At 58.7% G+C, this 19,886-nt stretch carries 12 protein-coding genes; 3 read left to right on the top strand and 9 right to left on the bottom strand.

Going from position 1 to position 19,886, the window contains the following annotated elements; genetic code table 11:
• Positions 1–5 precede the first annotated feature (5 nt).
• Genes ACYQ11_RS05690 through ACYQ11_RS05710 form a run of 5 tightly spaced genes read right to left on the bottom strand, consistent with a single transcriptional unit; the run spans position 6 to position 4,967 of the window.
• Positions 6–713: an ABC transporter ATP-binding protein gene (locus tag ACYQ11_RS05690; protein ID WP_459922791.1), complete on the bottom strand. Its 708-nt coding sequence runs from the start codon at positions 711–713 to the stop codon at positions 6–8.
• Positions 706–1,494, bottom strand: coding sequence for an ABC transporter ATP-binding protein (locus ACYQ11_RS05695; protein ID WP_459922792.1), 789 nt, complete (start codon positions 1,492–1,494; stop codon positions 706–708). The genes ACYQ11_RS05690 and ACYQ11_RS05695 overlap by 8 nt, the downstream gene beginning before the upstream one ends.
• A 3-nt stretch (positions 1,495–1,497) precedes the next feature.
• Positions 1,498–2,724: a high-affinity branched-chain amino acid ABC transporter permease LivM gene (livM, locus tag ACYQ11_RS05700; protein WP_459922793.1), complete on the bottom strand. Its 1,227-nt coding sequence runs from the start codon at positions 2,722–2,724 to the stop codon at positions 1,498–1,500.
• A 2-nt stretch (positions 2,725–2,726) separates the two neighbouring features.
• Entirely contained in the window at positions 2,727–3,653 is a 927-nt protein-coding gene (locus ACYQ11_RS05705; protein WP_459922794.1) for an ABC transporter permease subunit, read from the bottom strand.
• 15 nt (positions 3,654–3,668) lie between these two features.
• On the bottom strand, positions 3,669–4,967 hold the full coding sequence (locus tag ACYQ11_RS05710) for a branched-chain amino acid ABC transporter substrate-binding protein (protein WP_459922795.1): 1,299 nt from the start codon (positions 4,965–4,967) through the stop codon (positions 3,669–3,671).
• Between the two features lie 261 nt (positions 4,968–5,228).
• On the opposite strand from ACYQ11_RS05710, the gene ACYQ11_RS05715 reads away from it, so the two are divergent.
• From ACYQ11_RS05715 to lptF, 3 genes are read left to right on the top strand one after another with little or no spacing between them, the layout of a single operon-like run.
• Positions 5,229–5,897, top strand: coding sequence for a CBS and ACT domain-containing protein (locus tag ACYQ11_RS05715; protein ID WP_459922796.1), 669 nt, complete (start codon positions 5,229–5,231; stop codon positions 5,895–5,897).
• A gap of 57 nt (positions 5,898–5,954) precedes the next feature.
• Complete coding sequence (locus ACYQ11_RS05720) at positions 5,955–6,287, top strand: hypothetical protein (protein WP_459922797.1); 333 nt, start codon at positions 5,955–5,957, stop codon at positions 6,285–6,287.
• Between the two features lie 27 nt (positions 6,288–6,314).
• Positions 6,315–7,484 carry an LPS export ABC transporter permease LptF gene (gene lptF, locus ACYQ11_RS05725; RefSeq protein WP_459922798.1) on the top strand — a complete coding sequence of 390 codons (1,170 nt, stop codon included), beginning with the start codon at positions 6,315–6,317 and terminating at the stop codon, positions 7,482–7,484.
• Between the two features lie 13 nt (positions 7,485–7,497).
• Here the strand turns inward: lptF and ACYQ11_RS05730 are convergent, their stop codons facing one another.
• From ACYQ11_RS05730 to ACYQ11_RS05745, 4 genes are all read right to left on the bottom strand, one after another.
• Positions 7,498–7,908 carry a substrate-binding domain-containing protein gene (locus ACYQ11_RS05730; protein ID WP_459922799.1) on the bottom strand — a complete coding sequence of 137 codons (411 nt, stop codon included), beginning with the start codon at positions 7,906–7,908 and terminating at the stop codon, positions 7,498–7,500.
• Between the two features lie 36 nt (positions 7,909–7,944).
• Entirely contained in the window at positions 7,945–10,104 is a 2,160-nt protein-coding gene (locus ACYQ11_RS05735) for a response regulator (RefSeq protein WP_459922800.1), read from the bottom strand.
• 149 nt (positions 10,105–10,253) lie between these two features.
• A complete protein-coding gene (locus tag ACYQ11_RS05740) occupies positions 10,254–11,192 on the bottom strand; it encodes a zinc metalloprotease HtpX (protein ID WP_459922801.1) in 939 nt (312 codons plus the stop codon).
• A 206-nt stretch (positions 11,193–11,398) separates the two neighbouring features.
• Positions 11,399–19,822, bottom strand: a complete 8,424-nt coding sequence (locus ACYQ11_RS05745; RefSeq protein WP_459922802.1) for an SDR family oxidoreductase — start codon at positions 19,820–19,822, stop codon at positions 11,399–11,401.
• Positions 19,823–19,886 lie beyond the last annotated feature (64 nt).

Below are 19,886 nucleotides of genomic sequence, written 5' to 3' on the forward strand. Positions count from 1 at the left end.
GATGGTCAGATTCCCAGATACGCCGTTTTGACCGCGTCGTTGTCAAGCAGGTCCCGGCCGCTGCCTGAGAGGGTGATGCGTCCGTTTTCCATCACGTAGGCCCGGTGGGCGATGGAAAGGGCCAGGTTGGCGTTTTGCTCGACCAGGAAAATGGTTGTGTTGTGTTCCCGGTTGAGTTTTTCGATGATATCGAAAATCTGTCGGATGATAAGGGGTGCCAGACCCAGGGACGGTTCGTCGAGCAGCAGCAGGCGGGGCCGGGCCATCAGGGCTCTGGAAATGGCAAGCATCTGCTGTTCGCCGCCGCTCAGGGTGCCCCCGGCCTGGTGCTTCCGTTTTGCAAGAATGGGAAAAAGCTCGAACACCCGGGACAGGTCTTTTCGGATGCCGGCCTTGTCCTTGCGGAGATAAGCCCCCATATCCAGATTCTCGAGGACGGTCAGATAGGGAAAAATCCGTCGTCCTTCGGGGACATGGCAGACTCCGAGCCGGACGATACGTTCAGGGTCCACGGCTTCGATGGCATTGTTATCAAACACAATCCGTCCGGATCGGGCCGGAGTCAATCCGGAGACGGTCATCAGGGTGGTCGTTTTACCGGCCCCGTTTGCACCGATCAGGCTGATGATTTCTCCTTCGCGGATGGTCAGGGAAACATCCTTCAGCGCGCGGATACGGCCGTAAAACGTGTTGACGCCGTTAAGCTCAAGCATGGCTGTCCTCCCCGAGATAGGCCTTGATCACCACCGGGTCGCTCCGGATGTCTTCGGGGCGGCCCTGGGCGATTTTTCGGCCGTAGTCCATGACGAAAATGCGTTCCGAAAGGGTCATGACCAGCTTCATGTCATGCTCGATCAAAAGAATGGCCACCTGCTTTTCTTCGCGGAGCAGGTGAATCAGCTGAACAAGCTCCCGGGTCTCCTGGGGGTTCAGGCCCGCAGCCGGTTCGTCGAGCAGCAGAAGAAAGGGGTCGGTGGCCATGGCTCGGGCGATCTCAAGCCGCCTCTGATCACCGTAGGACAGATTCCGTGCAAATTCATTGACCTGCTTTTCAAGGCCGATCATGCTGAGCAGTCTGAAACTGTCCTCGACGATCTGTTTTTCCTCGGCCCGGGTGGTCGACGGCCGGAAAAGCGCCCCGAAGATGGCCGAACGGGTTCGGCAGTGGCGGCCGATCATGATATTTTCAAGAACGGTCATGTTGGGAAACAGGCGGATATTCTGGAACGTTCGGGCCATACCGATCCGTGTGACCTCATGGGGTTTGAATCCGTTGACTCGAACGGGCTTCCCCGTTGGGGGCGCAAGACGGATATCCCCGCCGGTGGGGGTGTAGATGCCGGTGATGCAGTTGAAAAACGTGGTTTTTCCCGCACCGTTGGGGCCGATGAGCGCGGCGATTTCTCCCTGACGGATGTCCAGATCCAGATGGTTCAGAGCCCTGACCCCTCCGAAATCCATGGTCAGGTTTTTGACGTCCAGAATCGTCGCCATGATTTATTCCGCCTCCGGGTTCCGGGGGGTGAACCGATATCGGGTCCGGCTGTGGCTGATCAGTCCCTGGGGTCTGAAGACCATCATGATTACCATGGATGCGCCGAAGGCCAGCATTCGGTAATCCCCCAGGGTTCGAAAATATTCGGGCAGCAGGATCAGAAAAAACGCGCCCAGGATTACGCCGGGGATCGAACCCATGCCGCCGAGCACCACGATGGATAAAATGATGGCCGACTCCATGAAGGTGAAGCTGGCCGGATTGATGAACGTTGTCTTGGCAGCAAAAAGAACCCCTGCCATGCCTGCCCAGGTGGCTCCCAAGGCAAAGGCGGTGAGCTTGGTTTTCATCTTGTTGATCCCCATGGCCTGGCAGGCGATTTCATCTTCGCGCAGCGCCATCCATGCCCGGCCGATGCGGGAATGCTTGAGCCGTCCCACAAAGAAAATCGTCAAAAGAACCAGTGCAAGCACAAGATAATACATATATTTGATGGCGTGGGGCACGGATTTTTCCAGGAGTTCAACGCCGAAAAATCCGGGTCGGGATATGTTGGCAATGCCGCTGGGGCCGAAAAAAACCGCGTCCCAGTTTTCAAGGACCAGCCGGATGATTTCCCCGAAACCCAGGGTGACGATGGCCAGGTAATCCCCCCTGAGCCGGAGAACGGGAAACCCCAGGAGAATGCCGAAGAGGGCGGCCAGGACGGCGCCGATGGGCAGGACGATCCAGAAACCCAGTCCGAAATGATGATTGAGCAGGGCGTAACAGTAGGCACCCACCGCGTAGAAGGCCACGTAGCCCAGATCGAGAAGTCCGGCTAGTCCCACGACGATGTTCAGCCCCAGGCCGAGTACCACATACATCAGCGCCGTGGTGAACACGTTGGTCTGGTAGGATGAAAAGATGAAGGGGAAAACCAGGGCGACGGCGATCAAAAGGCCTAGGGCCGGCCGGGCAACCCACGGATGGGACGAAAGACGACGCAGACGTGATTCGGCGGCCTCGTCCCCGGTCGCGGTCCTCCGGCTTTGCTTGCGCTCCATCAGGGCGCGATAGACAAAGGAAAGAACAAAGGCACAGGTCCCCACCAGGGCCATGTTCCGCCATCTTAAGGACACCGTTCTCGACAGGGGATTGATGGACACCACCATGATCGGAAAGGTGAGGAACATGAACCAGACGGAGACCAAAAGGGATCTCAGGATGTGTTTCACGGGCTGCATCATGGTTAGACTTTCTGTGTGGTGTTGCGCCCGAGGATTCCCGATGGTTTGAAGATCAGGATCAGAACCAGAAGGGTGAAGGCGAACACGTCTTCGTAATCACTGGAAATGTAGCCGGTTCCGAAGCTTTCCGTCCATCCGAGAACCAGCCCGCCCAGGACCGCGCCCGGGATACTTCCGATGCCGCCGAGCACCGCGGCGGTAAACGCTTTGATGCCGGCGATGAAACCGATGTAAAAATTGATCTGACCCATCTGGGAGCCGATCAGGACTCCGCCCACGGCGGCCAGGGCCGATCCGATGATGAAGGTCAGAGAGATCACCTGATTGACGTTAATGCCAAGAAGCAGGGCCATGCTTTTATCCTGGGCGGTGGCCCGCATGGCTTTGCCCATCTTCGTGAATTTGATCACAAGGGTCAGGAGTATCATGATCACGGCGGTGGTGACGATGATGGTGAACTCCGATGAACCCAGGATATGGGATACGGGTTCGAGGAAGGCGAATTCGGGGATCAGTTTCGGAAAGGGCACAAAATTCGAGGTCTGGGCCAGCAGCACGTAATTCTGGAGAAAGATGGACATGCCGATGGCGCTGATCAGGGGAGACAGTCGGGGGGCGTTTCGAAGGGGTTTGTAGGCGATTTTTTCGATCGTGTATCCGTAGGCCGCCGCATAGATCACCGCACCGCCCGCCGCCAGGAGAAGAATCACGGCCCCCTGTTCCACCCCCATGATGTTCAGCACCGTGGCGATGATCAGGGCCGTAAAGGCCCCGATCATATAGATTTCACCATGGGCGAAATTGATCAGTTCAATGATGCCGTAAACCATGGTGTATCCCAGGGCGATCAGGGCGTAAATGCTGCCCTTGGTCAATCCCCCGAGGAACAGCTCCAGAAAGTATTGAAGCTCGATTCTGAACTGATCCATCGTCGGCCGGCCCGTCTATTGGAGCTGGGTGAAAACGCCGTTTTTCACCTGAAACATGGTGAAACCGGCTCCGATGGCGTCACCGTACTGATCGAAACTGATTCTTCCGATGGGGGTGTCCACAAATTCCGTGGTCAGGGCTTTGGTCACGGCGGCGAAATCGGTGCTGCCCGCTTTTTCGATGGCGTTGGTGAGTGCCAGGGCGGCGGCATAGGCGTTGAAATAAAAGGCGCCGGGTTCTTCACCGAACCGGGCCTTGTGTTCGTCAACGGCTTTGATGTAAAGGGGGTTTTGTGAGGTATCCAGCGGTCCGCTCACATAGACGCCTTCGGCGTATTCACCTGCCGTGTTGATGAAACTGTCGTCCTTCAAACCGTCGGAGCCGATCATCAGCGTATCCATTTTTTTAACGCGCATCTGTTTGACGATCCGTGAGGCTTCGGGGTGATAACCTCCCCAGACCACCAGGTCGGCTCCGGCGTATTTCACCTTCTGGACAATGGCGGAATAGTCCACCGCACCCGGGGTGACGCCTTCAAAAAGAACGATCTCGACCAGCCCGCTTGCTTCGAAGAACTGTTTGGCCAGTGTGGCCGACCCCTTGCCGTAGTCGCCTTTGTCGTGAAGAATGGCTACTTTCTTGACCTTGAGCCGGGTCAGGGCGAAGTCCACCTGAAGTTTGGCCTGGGCGGCGTCATGGGAAATGGTTCTGAAAAAATTGGGATATTCACTGGAGAGGGTCAGGTCCGTGTTGGTGGCCGACGGAGACACGCAGACCAGGTCGGCGTCTCTGTAAATGTTGAGGGCGGCTTTGGTGGCCCCGCTGCAGATATGGCCGATGACGGCCGCCACGTGGTTGGTGACCAGTTTGGTGGCGCTGTTGGTGGCCACCTCGGGTTTGCACACATCGTCTTCAACCACCAGTTCGACGGGTCTTCCGAGAAGACCTCCCCGTGCGTTGACGGCATCGGTGACCAGGGTCACCGCGTTGACCGTGGGCAGGCCGTAGCTGGCCAGCTCGCCGCTGTGTGCACCCGCCACACCAATGCGGATCGGTTCTCCGGACGGTTTTTCAGCTGACGGAACGGCCGGAGCGTCGGTCGGCGATTCGCCCGGAGTTTTCGGAGGCGCGGTCGGCGTTACGTCGGCGCCGTCGGCAGGAGCAGCTGGGGCGGCTGTATCGGGTGTGACCCCTTCGGTGGATTCAAAAACGGTTTCGGGTTCTTTCTGATCGTTCGGGGTGCATGCAACGAGGCCAAGACAGATAAAAGACATGGCACATAAGAAAATAAGGGGCTTGCAATATGGTTTCATACCGTTCCTTTCGTTGCCGGATCGTGGGTGTGAAGATGATGGACAGGCGTTGACGGCCCTTTCTGGGTAAACATCAATCACATAATAAAAACCCGGGCCAAAGTCAAACGAATTTTAAGGTTGAAACCCCGGATGGATTTTGGATAACATGTTGTTATAAAAGTATTTATTTTGTTGTTTATACGGGGAAAAGTCCATTTCATTTTTAAATGAAACATGGTAATGTGAAGTCAACCATTCGGACCTGAAAAGGAGGCTACCATGTACGTGGGCAGGATCATGCATCGGAATCTGATTACCATCACCCCTGACGCGTCGCTGAACGACGCCATCGACATCACGCAGACGCACAACATCCAGCACCTGATCGTTCTGGATGCCGCCGGCAAACTGGCGGGCATCGTCTCCAGCCATGACATCAAGCGAACCCTGGCTTCTCCGGCGACCACCCTCAGCACCCATGAGCTTAATTATCTCCTGGACAAGGTGACCGTGGGGTCGTTCATGACCCGGAAGGTGCTCACCGTTCCCCCGGACACGACGGTGGAGCGGGCGGCCTACATCATGCAAACCAACAAGATCAGGGCACTTCCCGTGATGAAGGACGATCGGCTTGTGGGGATCGTGACCACGACGGACGTGATGGGTGTACTGCTCGATGCCCTCGGCATGAGCGAGGATACCCAGCGACTGATCGTTCTGGTCAAAGACCGCATCGGCACCATCGCCGAGGTTACGTCGGTTCTCAGGGACAATGCCGTCAACATTCAGAGTCTGGTCACCTGGCCTGAAAAGGAAGGGGATCACATGATCCAGCTGGTGCTGCGGGTCAGGGCCGATGACGGCGACAAGGCGGTGGAGAGCCTGGGCCGGGCCGGCATCAAGGTCCTGACCGGTTATGTCGAAGATTATACACCTTATTATAATTGACAATCGACTCTCGTGCGGCTCCCCTTGTTTTAACGCTTATGCTTCCGGAGGTGACTTATGATCAACGAAACCATGGACAAGATCGAAACGAAAATCAGAGCGTCCGTTCATATCACCGACGCCAATAAGCAGGAATACCTTGCCATGCTCGGTGAATTGCGACGGGAGGTGGAAACCCTGTCGTCGACCGAGCTGGATCAGGCTGAAACCATCAGCGGGTTCGCCCGGATGTCGGCCCACGAGGCCACGCGCCGGGAAACCAACCGGGACCTTCTGGATCTGTCCATCGAAGGCCTGAAACGATCCGTGGACGGTTTTGAAGCGTCAAACCCGAAACTGGTGTCCGTCGTCAACTCGTTCTGCTCTCTTCTGGCGAATATCGGTATCTGACGGGTCGTGAAGGACTTTTCTTTCGGCATGAAACTCGATTCCATCATCAATCGGTACATCTTCAGGTCCATGATCCCGCCGTTTCTGATCAACCTGGGGTTTCTCTCCTTTATTTTTCTTCTGGCCCAGATCCTCGAAATCACCAATCTGGTCGTGAATTACAACGTCAGTCTGACCTCGCTTTTTCTCCTGGTCGTCTATTCCATGCCGGAGTTTCTCAAATTCACCATTCCCATGTCGGTGATGATGGGCGTGCTTCTGACTTTTCTCAAAATGGCCAGCGACAAAGAGATTATTGCCGTTAAAGCCGGTGGATGCAGCATTTACCATCTGACGGCACCGGTCATTCTGTTTTGTTTCCTGGGGTTTTCCATGGCCTTCTTCATGAGTGTCTACGGGTTTGCCTGGGGCAAGTTTGAGTACAACCGGCTGGTGCACGCCGTGATGGCCAAGGGGGCGGACGCCGCTATCAAGGAACGGGTATTCAATGACACCGTCCCCGGGGTTGTCTTTTATGTGAATCAGGTGGACGTGAAAAACAAGCAGATGAACGAGGTGTTTATCGAAGACTCACGCAACGAGAAAAACAAAAGCACCGTGGTCGCTCCCCGGGCCAGGCGTTACACCAACCCGGACAATCCGGACTCCTTCACCCTGCGACTGTATGACGGCATGATTGTGAAGGTCGATCCCGATGAGTTGTCGGTGAACACCATCCGTTTCGATACCTATGATGTCACCATCCCCATTGAAAAAACCGCGTCTCCCGCCCCGGGCGACAAAAAGGCCCAGGATGAAATGACGGTGGCCGAGCTTAAGGCCTATATCCGCGCAGACGACCTTACCGAAGAAAAACGCAACGCCGCCGTGATGGAACTGCATGAAAAATTTTCCATTCCTTTTGCCTGCTTTACCCTGGGGCTTCTGGCCATGCCCATGGGACTGAAATCGGCTTTTTCACGGAAATCGTCGGGTCTCGGTCTGGGCCTGGTCTGCTTTCTTGGGTATTACGCCCTGATGGGCTTCGGCTGGTCCGGCGGCAAGAGCGGCCTTTTCCCTCCGGTATTCGGCATGTGGATGCCCAACATCATCATGGGAGGTTTCGGCCTTTACATGCTTCTTCGCACGGCAAAGGAAAAACCCATCGGCCTGGAGTTTATCGCCAACTACTACCGCGCGTTCCGCACGTCCAAATAAACGGTCCTTATGATCAGTCGATCGTGACGGGAACGGTGTCTTTGACATTGGTCGCGGCATCGATGTACCCGATGGCGCCTTTGGTGGCGGATACGTATTCCACCAGTTTTTTGGATGCGGCAAACCGTTTGGGTGACTGGCCGGCGGTGGTGAACACTTTTGCTTCAAGGGTTCCCGCATACTGTTTGGGGCTTTTGTTGAGATAGGCGCTAAGAAAATCCCTGTGGGCGTCGCCTTCGGTCAAGGTGGCGAAAACGATTTTGGTTCCGTCGCTCCAGTGGAGTTTTTTTCCAAGAAAGATATCCTTGATGTCTTTGGAGGAGAGGGCCTTGTCCGGAACGGATGGATTGGCGATGACCAGAACATCGGCATGGGCAAGGGTTGCGGCAAGCAGAAAAAAAAGTGCAAGCAATGCGTGTTTCATAATACCTCCTGATTGGAATATGGCCGTGTTTCTCATTCAGAACACCGGGACGTCACCCTTGGAACGACGGGGTTGAACGTTAAGTGAACCTTCTTTTTTTCGTTGGATCACCCGACCGATGACCTTCGACAGGCTGGTGATCTTGACGGGTTTGGCGATGTAGTCATCCATGCCCGCATGGATATAACGATCCCGGTCTCCTTTCATGGCGTTGGCCGTCAACGCGATGATGGGGATCCGGTCTCCGCCGCGGTCCGCTTCCCGCCTGCGGATCACTTCCGTGGCATGGACGCCGTCCATCACCGGCATCTGACCGTCCATCAAAACCAGATCGAAACGTTGGCCCTGGTCGATAAGATCGACGGCTTTTTTCCCGTTATCGGCGATAGTCACCTGATGGCCCAGGCGTCCGAGCATTTTTTCGGTCACCTTTTGATTGATGATGTTGTCTTCAACCAGAAGAATGTTAAGCGGCTCGCAAATCGCCTCCGGATCCGGGTTCCGGTGCGTTCTGTCCGGTTCCGGATTATCGTTGCCCTTATCCGTCGAAAACACCGGGAAGATCACGGACGGCCTGATCGGTTTACGGACCCGAATGTCCATGAGCGATTCGTCGATCAGCCCGTCGATGCTATGATTTCTGACGGGCCGGGTCATAATGATGATCCGGCCCTCATAGGCCGCCTTTTCACGCAGGATATCCCTGAGGTTCAATGCCGCGGAGACACCGTCGGAATCATCGATAAAAACATGGGTGACGTCACGACCGGATTCGCGTTCGCGGACCAGGGTGTCGGCAATCGCCTCGGGTGTGTCCACGGTGAGAACGGAAAGGGAGGCGCTGTCGAGCATGCGGCTGAGAACCGACAGGATCGCCCTGCTGCGGTGAAAGACAAGGACACGGCCGTCGGGGGAGGGAGCTGACCTTGCCGCCTGTTTTTTCTTGTCTGCCGGTGCGGGCTTGAACAGGGCCCGGACATGAAAAACCGTTCCGGGCAGACGGTGCGATTCGGGGTTGGGGCTCTGGATCCAGATGCTGCCCTGCATCAGTTCGACCAGCCGTTTGGAAATGGCCAGTCCCAGTCCCGTACCGCCGAATTCACGGGTCGTGGAATGGGCGGCCTGGGAAAAGGGTTGAAACAGTTTACCCTGCTGGGCCTCGGGAATGCCGATACCGGAATCGGCGACGGAAAGATGGAGTCCGAAGACCGATTCATCGGTCGGTTCCGAGGCAAATTCGACCCGCACAACGATCTCTCCCTCGGGGGTGAACTTGATGGCGTTGCCCACCAGATTCATGATGACCTGTTTGAGCCTGACCGGATCGCCCAGGACCGTTTTCGGGACATCGTCGTCGATCAGGGCCGCCAGTTCGATGTTCTTTGCAAAGGCTTTGATTGCCAGGGTCCCCAGAACGTCGTCCACCACGGCTTCCGGACTGAAAGGAATGCTTTCAAGCTGGATCATGTCCGCTTCGATTTTGGAAAAATCCAGAATGTCGTTGAGCAGTTCAAGGAATATTTTCGACGCAGACCGTATGGCGTCCATGTATTCTTTTTGTTCGGGGTTGAGATCCGTTTCGGCCATCAGGTCGCTGAACCCCACCACGGCGTTCAACGGGGTTCGAATCTCGTGGCTCATGCTGGCCAGGAAGCTGCTCTTGCTGATGGTGGCGATTTCAGCGTCGACGGCCATTTTGTTGGCCTTGGATATGGCGGTTTCAAGGTCTTCCGTAAGCCGCTGGAGTTCGGCATTGGCGTGTTCCAGTTGTTTTTTCGCCTCGATCAGTTCCCGCTCGGATCGGGATTTCCCGACGATGGCTTGTAAGAGTGAAAGCTTATGATTCACAATGAAGCGGTTGAGCGGTTTGATCATGATGTCGATGGGGCCGGTCGGCGGGTCGGGCCAGCTCCATTGGGGGGCGGGGTTGCGATCCAGCAGGAAAACGATGGGGATGGGTTTGAACCGTTCGCTGCTTCGGATGGTTCGGGCCTGCAAGATTCCCTGGGACGAGCGACCGGTGATGTTGATCACAATGATGCTGATGTCGTACTCAAGCAGGATCTCAATGGCTTCAAGGCCGGATTGCGCATGGATCACCGTACGGCCCTCATCGGCCAGTATGTCCGTGATCCGTTCATCCGGCGTCGAGGGTTCTCCGATCAGGAGAATATGACAGGGTTCTTTTTCGGTCATGAATGTTCAGCTCTCGGGCCTTGAGATGCGTCGGTTTTCGGGTTTGGCATTCGGGACATGCACGGGAAGTCAAAAAATATGTTCATGATAATAGCATTCACCACGGGAAAATTCAAATGTTATCCGTGTATTCCGGCATGTCCCGATTCTCAGGTCAAACCCATCGGGCGGCGGCTGTTTCCGATGACGGGAACGCGCCGGTGCATGGTCCGTCGGCTGTCCCGGGCCAACATGGGATAATGGGGCCGGATTTCCTTGAGACGACGTATGCGTTCGGCGGTGGGCGGATGGGTCCTGAACAGCACCGATTCGGTCTCAGGCCGTTTCATGGGAAACCAGTAACCCAGAAATCCGGGTCGTCCGTATTCGATTTTGGCCAGGGCAGAAATCAGCGGTTCGGGGGAACCCATGATTTCTGCGGAACCTAAGTCGGCCTTGAATTCATGGACCCGGGACAGACCGAGCTGGACCAGGTAGGACAGGCTGGGCGCCATGATAAGTAACGCGATGGGCAGCCAGCTGACGGTTACCTGGCTGATCAGAACCATCGGCAGGGTAATTATTAAAAGGACCTGGCCGGCCATGGAAAGCAGATCGGTCACGCGGCTGATCAGCATGGCGAACCACATGGCCCTCATGTCGTTGTTGCGGATATGGCTTATTTCGTGGGCTGTGACCCCTGCGATTTCGACGGGTTCCAGCCGGTTCAAAAGACCTGCGGACAGGGCGACGGCCGATTTGTCGCTGTCCCCTACGGCAAAGGCCGCCGGGGTGGGGCTGGGGATCAGGTACAATTCCGGCAGGTTTTCAAGGCCGGCCCGGCTGCTCAGGGATCGAAGCATCTGATGCAGGCCCGGGGCGTCCAGGTAGGACAGGGACCGGGCCTTGAAAAAACGCATGGCCAGACGGGGAGCCATGGACGGCCCCACGGCATAGGCACCGGCGATCAGTGCAAGGACCAGGACGGCGATTACGGCGCCGGCCACAATATAGGCCAATAACCCGAGAAGTACGGCCATCAGAGCGATCATAAGCACGGTCTTCAGTTCGTGGGCGAGTCGTGATTGGGTTAACCGGGTTTGGTTCATCGTCATACCTCCGTGAGGGGGAAAGAATCTCTTTTAACAAAAACATAGGCATGCAAACGCGGAATTTCAAATGCCACGCCCTGGGAAAACGTCCGATCATCAAATTTAGGTGTTGTTTCTCGTCATTGAGACGCAGGTGGGAAAGGGACGTGAAAACGGTGCCTGTCCATGCCCCGGCGGGCATGGACAGGCAGGGGCAAAACGCGTCAGGGAAGAGGGGTCAGGCGGATGCCGAATTGTTTCATCTGATAAATGAGAAGGCCGTCCACGCACAGGTAGCCGTCGGCGATGATTTCCGGTGCCTCGCCGTCGGTCACCGAGGTGATCAGGGCCGTCACCTCCACCTTTTTGTTGCGGGGGATGACCTGGCCCCGGTACAGCCACTCGTTGTCGGAACCGGTGATGAATTCGAACCGGTGGGTCTCCGCAAGATCGCCGAATTTCTCGAGGGCCGCGAATTTGATCAACTGGATGAAGGATTCGATGCCCAGCGAGCCGGGGCAGACCGGGTCCTGATAAAAATGGGCCTTGAAAAACCATTCGTCGGGATCGACGTTTTTGTATCCGCGCACATAACCCAGGCCGAAGGGGCCGCCGTCTTCGATGTAGCAGTCGATTCCGTCGATCATCAAAAGGGCTTTGGAGGGCATGGCCGCCGCGGCGCAGGGTGTCTCGCCGGTGTCGTCGGGTGTGAGGGGCGCTTCGGCGGGAAAGGTAATCGAACGGGCGTTTTTCATTGCCTCGGCGTCGGGGGTGAACATGATCTTCTCAGGGTTCCGGATGCCTACCTGTTGCTCCATGGTTTCATTGGTGAAGAAACCGAAGTTGGTGGTCCCGTCGTAGATCAGTTCTCCGTTGTTGAGAATCTTTATGTCAAAGTCCTCGATGATCATACCCGCAGCTTCGGATACCTTGGTCAGGCGGGTCCGCATGGTCAGGGTGCCGGTTTTACGGGTCACTTCACGGAACAAGACGGCCTTGCCGCCCAGGTTGCGGAATTTCAGCTGTTTGTCGCTGTGCAGGGCCGAACCGGCATAGGCCGCCAGAAAGCCGCAGGGCTGGAGCGCGATTTCCAGAAGCACGCAAAAGGGCATGGCGTCAGACCGGTTGGCCCTGAAATACCACTCATTTTCAGGAACGGTGTAGGCTGCTTCGATCCAGCCTCCGGATTTCAGTTCCCAGGCCGGGTGGTCGATGGCGGTGACACGGTCCATGAAAAAATAGGGCGGCCCGGGAAGCCGTGCGATGATCCGATCGCGGTCAAACACCTCGTAAGGCTTGCCAAAGGCTTCGGAAGGTTTTCCGATGGCGTAGGCCAGAAGTTTTTCACGGTCGAACAGGGGGCCTGCTTCCTGGTTTCGGGAATCTTTTTTCCCGAAGGCCTCGGTCAGGGAGGCGTCCATGACGGCTTCATAGCCGCTGATGGTGGCCACCACCGTGTTGTCGCGGCTAAGGAAAGTGAAATCCGAGGTCATTTTGTGGTCGGTGACGCTCCGGACTTCCATGACCACGGTCATGCCGTCCTGTGGGAAGGTCCGGCAATACTGGCGGTAGGACTCGCTGTAACTGGGCAGGGAGGCCATACCCTTCTGGTCGTGGCACCAGAGAATGGCCATCTGATAGGCTGAATCCAGGACCAGGGGATCGGTGACCCAGTTGGTTCGCAAGGGTTCGGCGATCCAGGCCGACGGCGCGGGGGCCGAGGAGACGGTGGCCGCCATGCCCCGGGATGAACATCCCAGCACCTCGGTGATGCCCTGGAGCTGGGGTCCGTGAAAGAGAACGCGCTCATAGGCCTCACGAAGATCGTTGGCGTAAGGCTGGGCCAGGATTTCCCTGGGAACGGTGTAGGTCGGAGCCTGGGGCATCCGTTCGGTCAACAGGGCCCGGGCTCTGGAATGCACATGCTCTTTATCCTTGTGCCCGTTGCGGATTTCGAGTTCCACCTCAAAAAAGGGTCCTTTCTTTTCGAGCTTGCCGGACATCAGCCGGATGGTTCGGGGTTCATGGTCGATCTTGATGCCGGACAGCACCCGCATCCGATCGAGGCCGTGAAGGACGAAACCCGGATGGCTGTGCAGGGCTCCGTGGCCGAACCATTCGGTCATCAGCGCAAAGGGCACGACCGGCTTGTGATCGATCACATGGGCTTCGAGAATCGGGTAGGAGCGGGTATCCACCTCTTTTTTGAACGAAAGGGACAGGTGCCGGGCACTGGTTTTATCCGGCGGCGGCGAGACGGGTTTTTCGGGCCGGGGGGTGGGGAAGGTGCCGCCGATGACCACCTCGATGTCCCGGTTGGCGGCTCCGGCCATTTCCTCGACCATGCAGCGGGCTCCGCGTTCCAGGGGAATCAGCTCGACGTTTTTCCGGGCGAATTCCTTTTTCAGGCTGTCGGTCACCATGCCGCCGTCCCAGGGACCCCAGTTGATCGAGACCACACGGCATAAGGGATTCTGCTGGGCCGCGGCGCGGCCGACTTTGTTCAGCACTTCGTTGGCCACGGCATAGGCCACCTGGCCGCTGTTGCCGATCCGTGCGGCAACCGAGGAGAACAGGACCAGGTATTTCAGGTTCTCGATGCCGGAGGCGTCAAGCAGGCTTTCAAGCCCCCGGACCTTGGTGCTGTATACCCTGTCGAACTGTTCGGGAGTCTGGTCGACGATGAAGCGGTCCTCTAAGACTCCCGCGCCGTGGATCAGGGCCCGGACCGGTCCGTGATCCGCGGTGATCGCCTGGATCACCGCCGAGACGGCGGAGGCGTCACGGACATCGACGGAACGGTAAAGCACGGTCGGGCAGACGGCCCTGAGGCGGCTGAGGGTGTCCGCGACTTCGCGGTTGCCCATGATTCGCCGGAAGACCTTGTCCACCTGGGCCGGTGTGGCGTTTTGGCCGGTGAACTCATGGGTCAGGATCGCTTTTTTGATGGCGGGGGCATCGGTGAGCCCGGTCAGCCAGTCGGGTTCCGGTTCCGGTTCGGGGGATCGGCCGAGCAGAACCATGGCCGGTCGGCACGTTTCGGCCAGGGCGACGGCCGTGGCGGCGGTGACGCCCCGGGCGCCGCCGGAGACAACGACCAGGTCCCCGGGCTCCAGATCAACGGACCCGGGGGACACCGGTGTCGGGGTCAGGCTGAAGGCATACCGTCGGTCTTCGGAAAAACCCACTTCCACCGGTCCCCGGTGCAGCATTTCATCGACCAGGGACGCCACCAGCGTTTCGGATGGTTTTTCCGAGGGAGACAGGTCCAGGGCCTTGCAGCTGACGTCCTGCCATTCATGGGCGGCGGTTTTGGAAAGCCCGGACAACCCGCCCAGAACCGGTGCGTCAAACGGTTTGCCGGAGAACCCGAACAGGCCGTCGGTCCGCGTGATGGTGACGAAGAACGCGTCGCCCTGTTTCGCGGATTCAAGCAGGACGGGACCGGTCTGACGGGCCAGTTCGAAGGCCTGCCGGAGCATGTGATCCTGGGCCGCATCCCACAGACCCTGTTCTTTCTTTTTGAATCCCGTGAGGGCCGAGAGGGCGCCCGAACGTTTCTTTCTGTGTTCGGAAACGATCACAAGACCCGCCGCATCGGGGGTTTTCCCGTTCGGGGCGATAAGTCTGGAAGGGATCTTCCGGCGATTCAGTTCGTCGACCAGCGCCTTGGAAAGACCGTTTTTGTCGTCGGTGACGTAAACGGTTTTTCCCCGGGGGAGGTCCAGGGGTTCTGAGGAATTCAAATCCACCGGCGTGGCGATGATGATCCGGCGCGAGACGTCGGCCGGTTCGGCGGCGTCGGGGACCGGTGTCGGTGACGGTGCAGGGGCGGCGGCAGAGGGTTCGACAGAAGGGGCGGCGGTCCGTCCGCCGATATGGGCGAGGATCTGTTCCAGGGTTTTCAAGGAGCCCATCACCTCGGTGTCGACGCCGGGGAAATCCGGAACACGGCCTTCGAATTCGGACATGATTTCAACCCGCTTGATGGAGTCGATACCCAGATCGGATTCGATGTCCATATCAAGGCCGATCATGTCGACGGGGTATCCGGTCAGGTCGCTGACCACCTGGAGCATGATGCGGGTCAGCCGGTCCGTGTCGAGGGCCGGGGGAGCGGATGAAGCCGATGCCTGAGGCGCCTCCGGGGTGTTTGTGTCCGAACAGCAGTCCACCACATGGGCGAGGATCTGGGCCAGGGTTTTCATGGACCCCATGGCGTCGGGAGAGGCGGGGGGCAGCTCGGGCATGCGCGCCTCGAATTCGGACATGATCTCCACCCGTTTGATGGAATCGATGCCCAGATCGGATTCGATGTCCATGTCAAGGCCGATCATCTCGACGGGGTAGCCGGTCAGATCGCTGACCACCTGGAGCATGACGCGGGTCAGCTGGTCCATGTCGATGTAGATCACGTCCTCATCGGCGGCCGGAACAGGGGCATCAGCCGCGGCGGCGGGAGTCTGGTCGGCCACGTGGGCGAGAATCTGGGCCAGGGTTTTCATGGACCCCATGGCATCGGGAGAGACCGGGGGCAGATCGGGCATGCGCTCTTCAAAGGCGGACATGATTTCCACCCGTTTGATGGAGTCGATGCCCAGATCGGATTCGATGTCCATGTCAAGGCCGATCATCTCGACGGGATAGCCGGTCAGATCGCTGACCACGGCGAGCATGGTTTGGGTGATCCGGTCCATGTCGACGGCCGGGGCCGACGGTGCAGGGGCATGAACTCTGGCGGCGGGAGTCTGCTCGGCCACGTGGGCGAGGATCTGGGCCAGGGTTTTCATGGACCCCATGGCGTCGGGAGAGACCGGGGGCAGATCGGGCATGCGCTCTTCAAAGGTGGACATGATCTCCACCCGTTTGATGGAATCGATACCCAGGTCGGATTCGATATCCATGTCAAGACCGATCATCTCGACGGGGTAGCCGGTCAGGTCGCTGACCACGGCGAGCATGGTTTGAGTGACCCGGTCCATGTCGACGGACGGAACGGGGGCAGGGGCCCCAGGGACCTTCGCGGTCGACGGTTCCGCCTGAACCAGGCTGTCCACGATCTGGCCCAGGGTTTTCATGGCGGCCATGGCGTCCGGCGATACCGGCGGAAGGTCGGGCACCCGTTCTTCGAAGGCGGACATGATTTCCACCCGTTTGATGGAATCGATGCCCAGATCGGACTCGATGTCCATGTCAAGACCGATCATGTCGACGGGATAGCCGGTGAGCTCGCTGACCACGGCGAGCATGTGGGTTTCAACGGTTTTTCGGAAATCGGATGTCCGGGCCGAAGGCGACGGAGTCGGGGCCTGGGTTTTCACGGGCACCGCGGGTCGGGGCGCCTTCGCCGGGACGGCGGGCGCGGGCTCGGGACGGACCGCGGTCGGCACGGTCGTCGTCGTTGTTCGGGCGGAGACCTCAGGGGCCGCCGGGGGTTGGGGCCGTGGTCCGACCGGTGCCGTTGCGGTTTCATTGAACGCCGGGACGGCCGTGCCGCGCATCATGGTCTGGGCCTTGTCCATGATGGCCTGAAGGGTTTTTCCGGCTTCGGCCTGGGCGTCGAGAAACCGGTTGTGGGCCTCGGCGGTTTGGGTCTGGATGGCCTGCATGGAGCGCAGCCCTTCCTGGATCACGGCAAGGGCGTCGTTGATGATTCGGGGTTGAAGCGTATCGTTTGAATTCATGGCGGGCTCGGATCGTCTGGGTTGGGGCGCCGGGGTCACGGTGGTAAGGGGTACGGTCGCCTGGGGTTTTTCTGTCTGAGGAACCGGTTTTTTCGCTTCCGGTTCCGGGGCAAGGGTCATGGCGGTTTTCGGTCTGGGCGTCCTGGGGGTTTTGTAATTTGCCCCGCTGATGGGAATGCTCATGGCCGGTTTTTCCGGTTTGTCGACCGCGTCCTCCCACTGGGTCAAATCGACCCCGTGGCCTGCGGCCGAAAGGGTGCAGAGAGCACGGGCCAGATCCAGAAGACCGAATTTGGCGCCGGTCGAGGCGTCCAGCGCCAGGATTGTGGCCTTTCTGTCTTTCAGGATGGATGAGACCAGGCCCGAAAGAACGGTTTTTGGTCCCACCTCCACAAAGGTTCGGATACCCTCGGCGTACATGGCCTCGATGGTGTCGACAAACCGGACCGGATTGATCAGCTGGTTGCCGAGAAGCGATGCGATGTCGTCGGGCGTTGAGGCGGGATAGGCCTTGCCGGTGGTGTTGGAATACACGGGAATGTCCGTGGGCCGGATGGAATGTTTCTTGACGGCATCGCCAAAAGGCTTGGCTGCGGCTTCGACCAGGCGGCTGTGGAACGCCGCGGCCACGGGCAGCCGGGTGGTCCGGAAGCCGTTTTCCCGGCACAGGGCCTCGGCTTTTTCGATGGCGTCCGCCGATCCGGACAGAACACCCTGTTCCGGAGCGTTCCGGTTGGCCAACACCACATCGAGTCCGCTCGACGCCGTCAGTTCGTCGAGCCGGTCCAGGGGGGCCCGGACCGCCAGCATGGTTCCGGCCTCGCCGCCGTCGGCGCAGGCTGCCATGTAGCGGCCCCGTGACACGGACAGGTCCAGAAAGGTGTCGACGTCGATCCAGCCCGCCGCGCACAGGGCCGACAGTTCGCCGTAGCTGTGACCGCAGGTGACCCTGGGGGTGACATGGAAACGTTCAAGGACCCTGTGCATGGCCAGACTGACGGTGCCGATGGCCGGTTGGGCCTTGTCGGTTTGGCGAAGACGTTCTTCGGCTTCCTTGCGGCCAATGATATGGTCGGGCAGGGGATAGAGGATGTCGCTGAGCCGGGGGCCCTCCGGTTCGCCGTGGGCGTTGATTTTTTCGAGCAGCTCACGGGCTTCGGGGAACACGTTGATGATGTCCCTGCCCATATGGATGTACTGGCTGCCCTGGCCCGGAAAGAGAAACGCCGGTTTGTCCGGGGTCTCTTCCGAGGTTCCGATGAAGATGTTTTGCCGGGCAAGAGATTCATGGCGGTCGGATTCAAGACCCTCGACGGCCCGGTTCAGTTTTTCAGACGGCACGTCGTCGGTGCCGATGATGACGAGCAGGCGGGCCTTCTCCTTCGGATTGAAGGCGGCCCGGCTTTGGGACGCTGCAAAGCGGAAGGCCTGGTCGCAGCGAAACAGGGGCAGGTCACAGACTGTCTCGGCTGTGAAGGCTCGGATGCGGGCGATGATGTCTCCGGTCGATGGGCCGGAAAACGCGAGGATGTCCACGGAACCGTCCCAGGCCGTCTTGTTTTTCTCCCCGCCGTATTCCTCAAGCACCACATGAAAATTGCTGCCGCCGAAACCGCAGGCCGTCACCCCGCAGCGCCGGGGAAGGCCGCCTTCGGGCGTGGGCCAGGGCCGGGCTTCGGTACACAGGTAAAAGGGGCTGTCTGCGATTGAAAGCTTGGGGTCGGGGGTACCGACATTTACCGTCGGGGGCAGCACCTTGTGGTAAAGGGCAAGCAGGCCCTTGATCACCCCGGCCACCCCGGCCGCCGCTTTGGCGTGGCCGATGTTGGATTTGACGCTGCCCAGGGCGCAGGCGTTTTTCTTCGCCTGGGCCTCGCCGAAGACCTGGGTCAGCCCTTCGAATTCCACCACATCGCCCCGGGTGCCGGTGCCGTGGGCCTCGATCAGTTCCACGGTGGCCGGACTGAATCCGGCGTCGGCATAGGCCCGTCGGATGGCCTTGGCCTGACCCTTGGCGCTGGGGGCATAAATACTCAGAGATTTTCCGTCGCTTGAGCCGGCCACGGACCGGATCACGCCGTAGATTTTGTCGCCGTCCTGTTCGGCCCGGTCGAGGCGTTTGAGAATCAGGATACCGACACCCTCCGCCAGAATCGTTCCGTCGGCCTGGTCGGAAAATGCTTTGACCGATCCGGTGTGGGACAACACCCCGGTCTGGGCGAAGCACATGTGCATGAAGATGTCGTTGAGGGTGTCGACCCCTCCGGTCAGCACCATGTCGCTGTCGTCGTTCTGAAGTTCCATGAAGGCCAGGTTCAGGGCGGAAAGGGAGCTGGCGCAGGCCGAATCCAGGGTTGTGTTGACCCCGCCGAAGTTGAACCGGTTGGCGATCCGTCCGGAAATTACGTTGCCCAGAAGGCCGGGGAAGGAACTTTCCTGCCAGGGCACATAGGCGTCGGATATCCGCTCCATCACTTCCCGGGTTTTTTCAGGGGGCAGGCCCGAATCCTCGAGGGCTCTTCGCCAGTGCGGATGGCCCAGACGGGAGCCCAGGGTGATGACCAGTTCCTGGGTGACCGTGGCGCCGAGCAACACGCTGACACGGTCCCGGTCGAAATCCCGATTCCTGCCGTACCCCGCGTCGTCCAGCGCCATGCGTGCGGCGACCAGGCCCAGAAGCTGGGAGGTGTCCGTGGCTTCGAGGGTGCTGGGAGGAATGCCGAATTCGGCCGGGTTGAACGGAACGGGGGACAGGTAGCCGCCCCGGGTGCAGTAGGTGTGATCCATGGTCTTGGGGTTAGCGTCATAATAATCGGCGGCGCGCCAGTGGGTTTCGGGGACCTCGGTGACCGCATTCTCTCCGTGATAGAGAAGCCGCCAGTATTCCTTGACTCCCGGTGATCTGGGGAAAAGACAGCTCATGCCGATAACGGCCACCGGGGACACCTTTTTTTTCTGATTCATCGATAAACCTCGTGGTTGAAACGTCGGGTCAAACCGTTTGATCCTTCGTGTTGGGTGAGCGGGT

It is taken from the genome of Desulfatiferula olefinivorans (genome assembly GCF_054657895.1).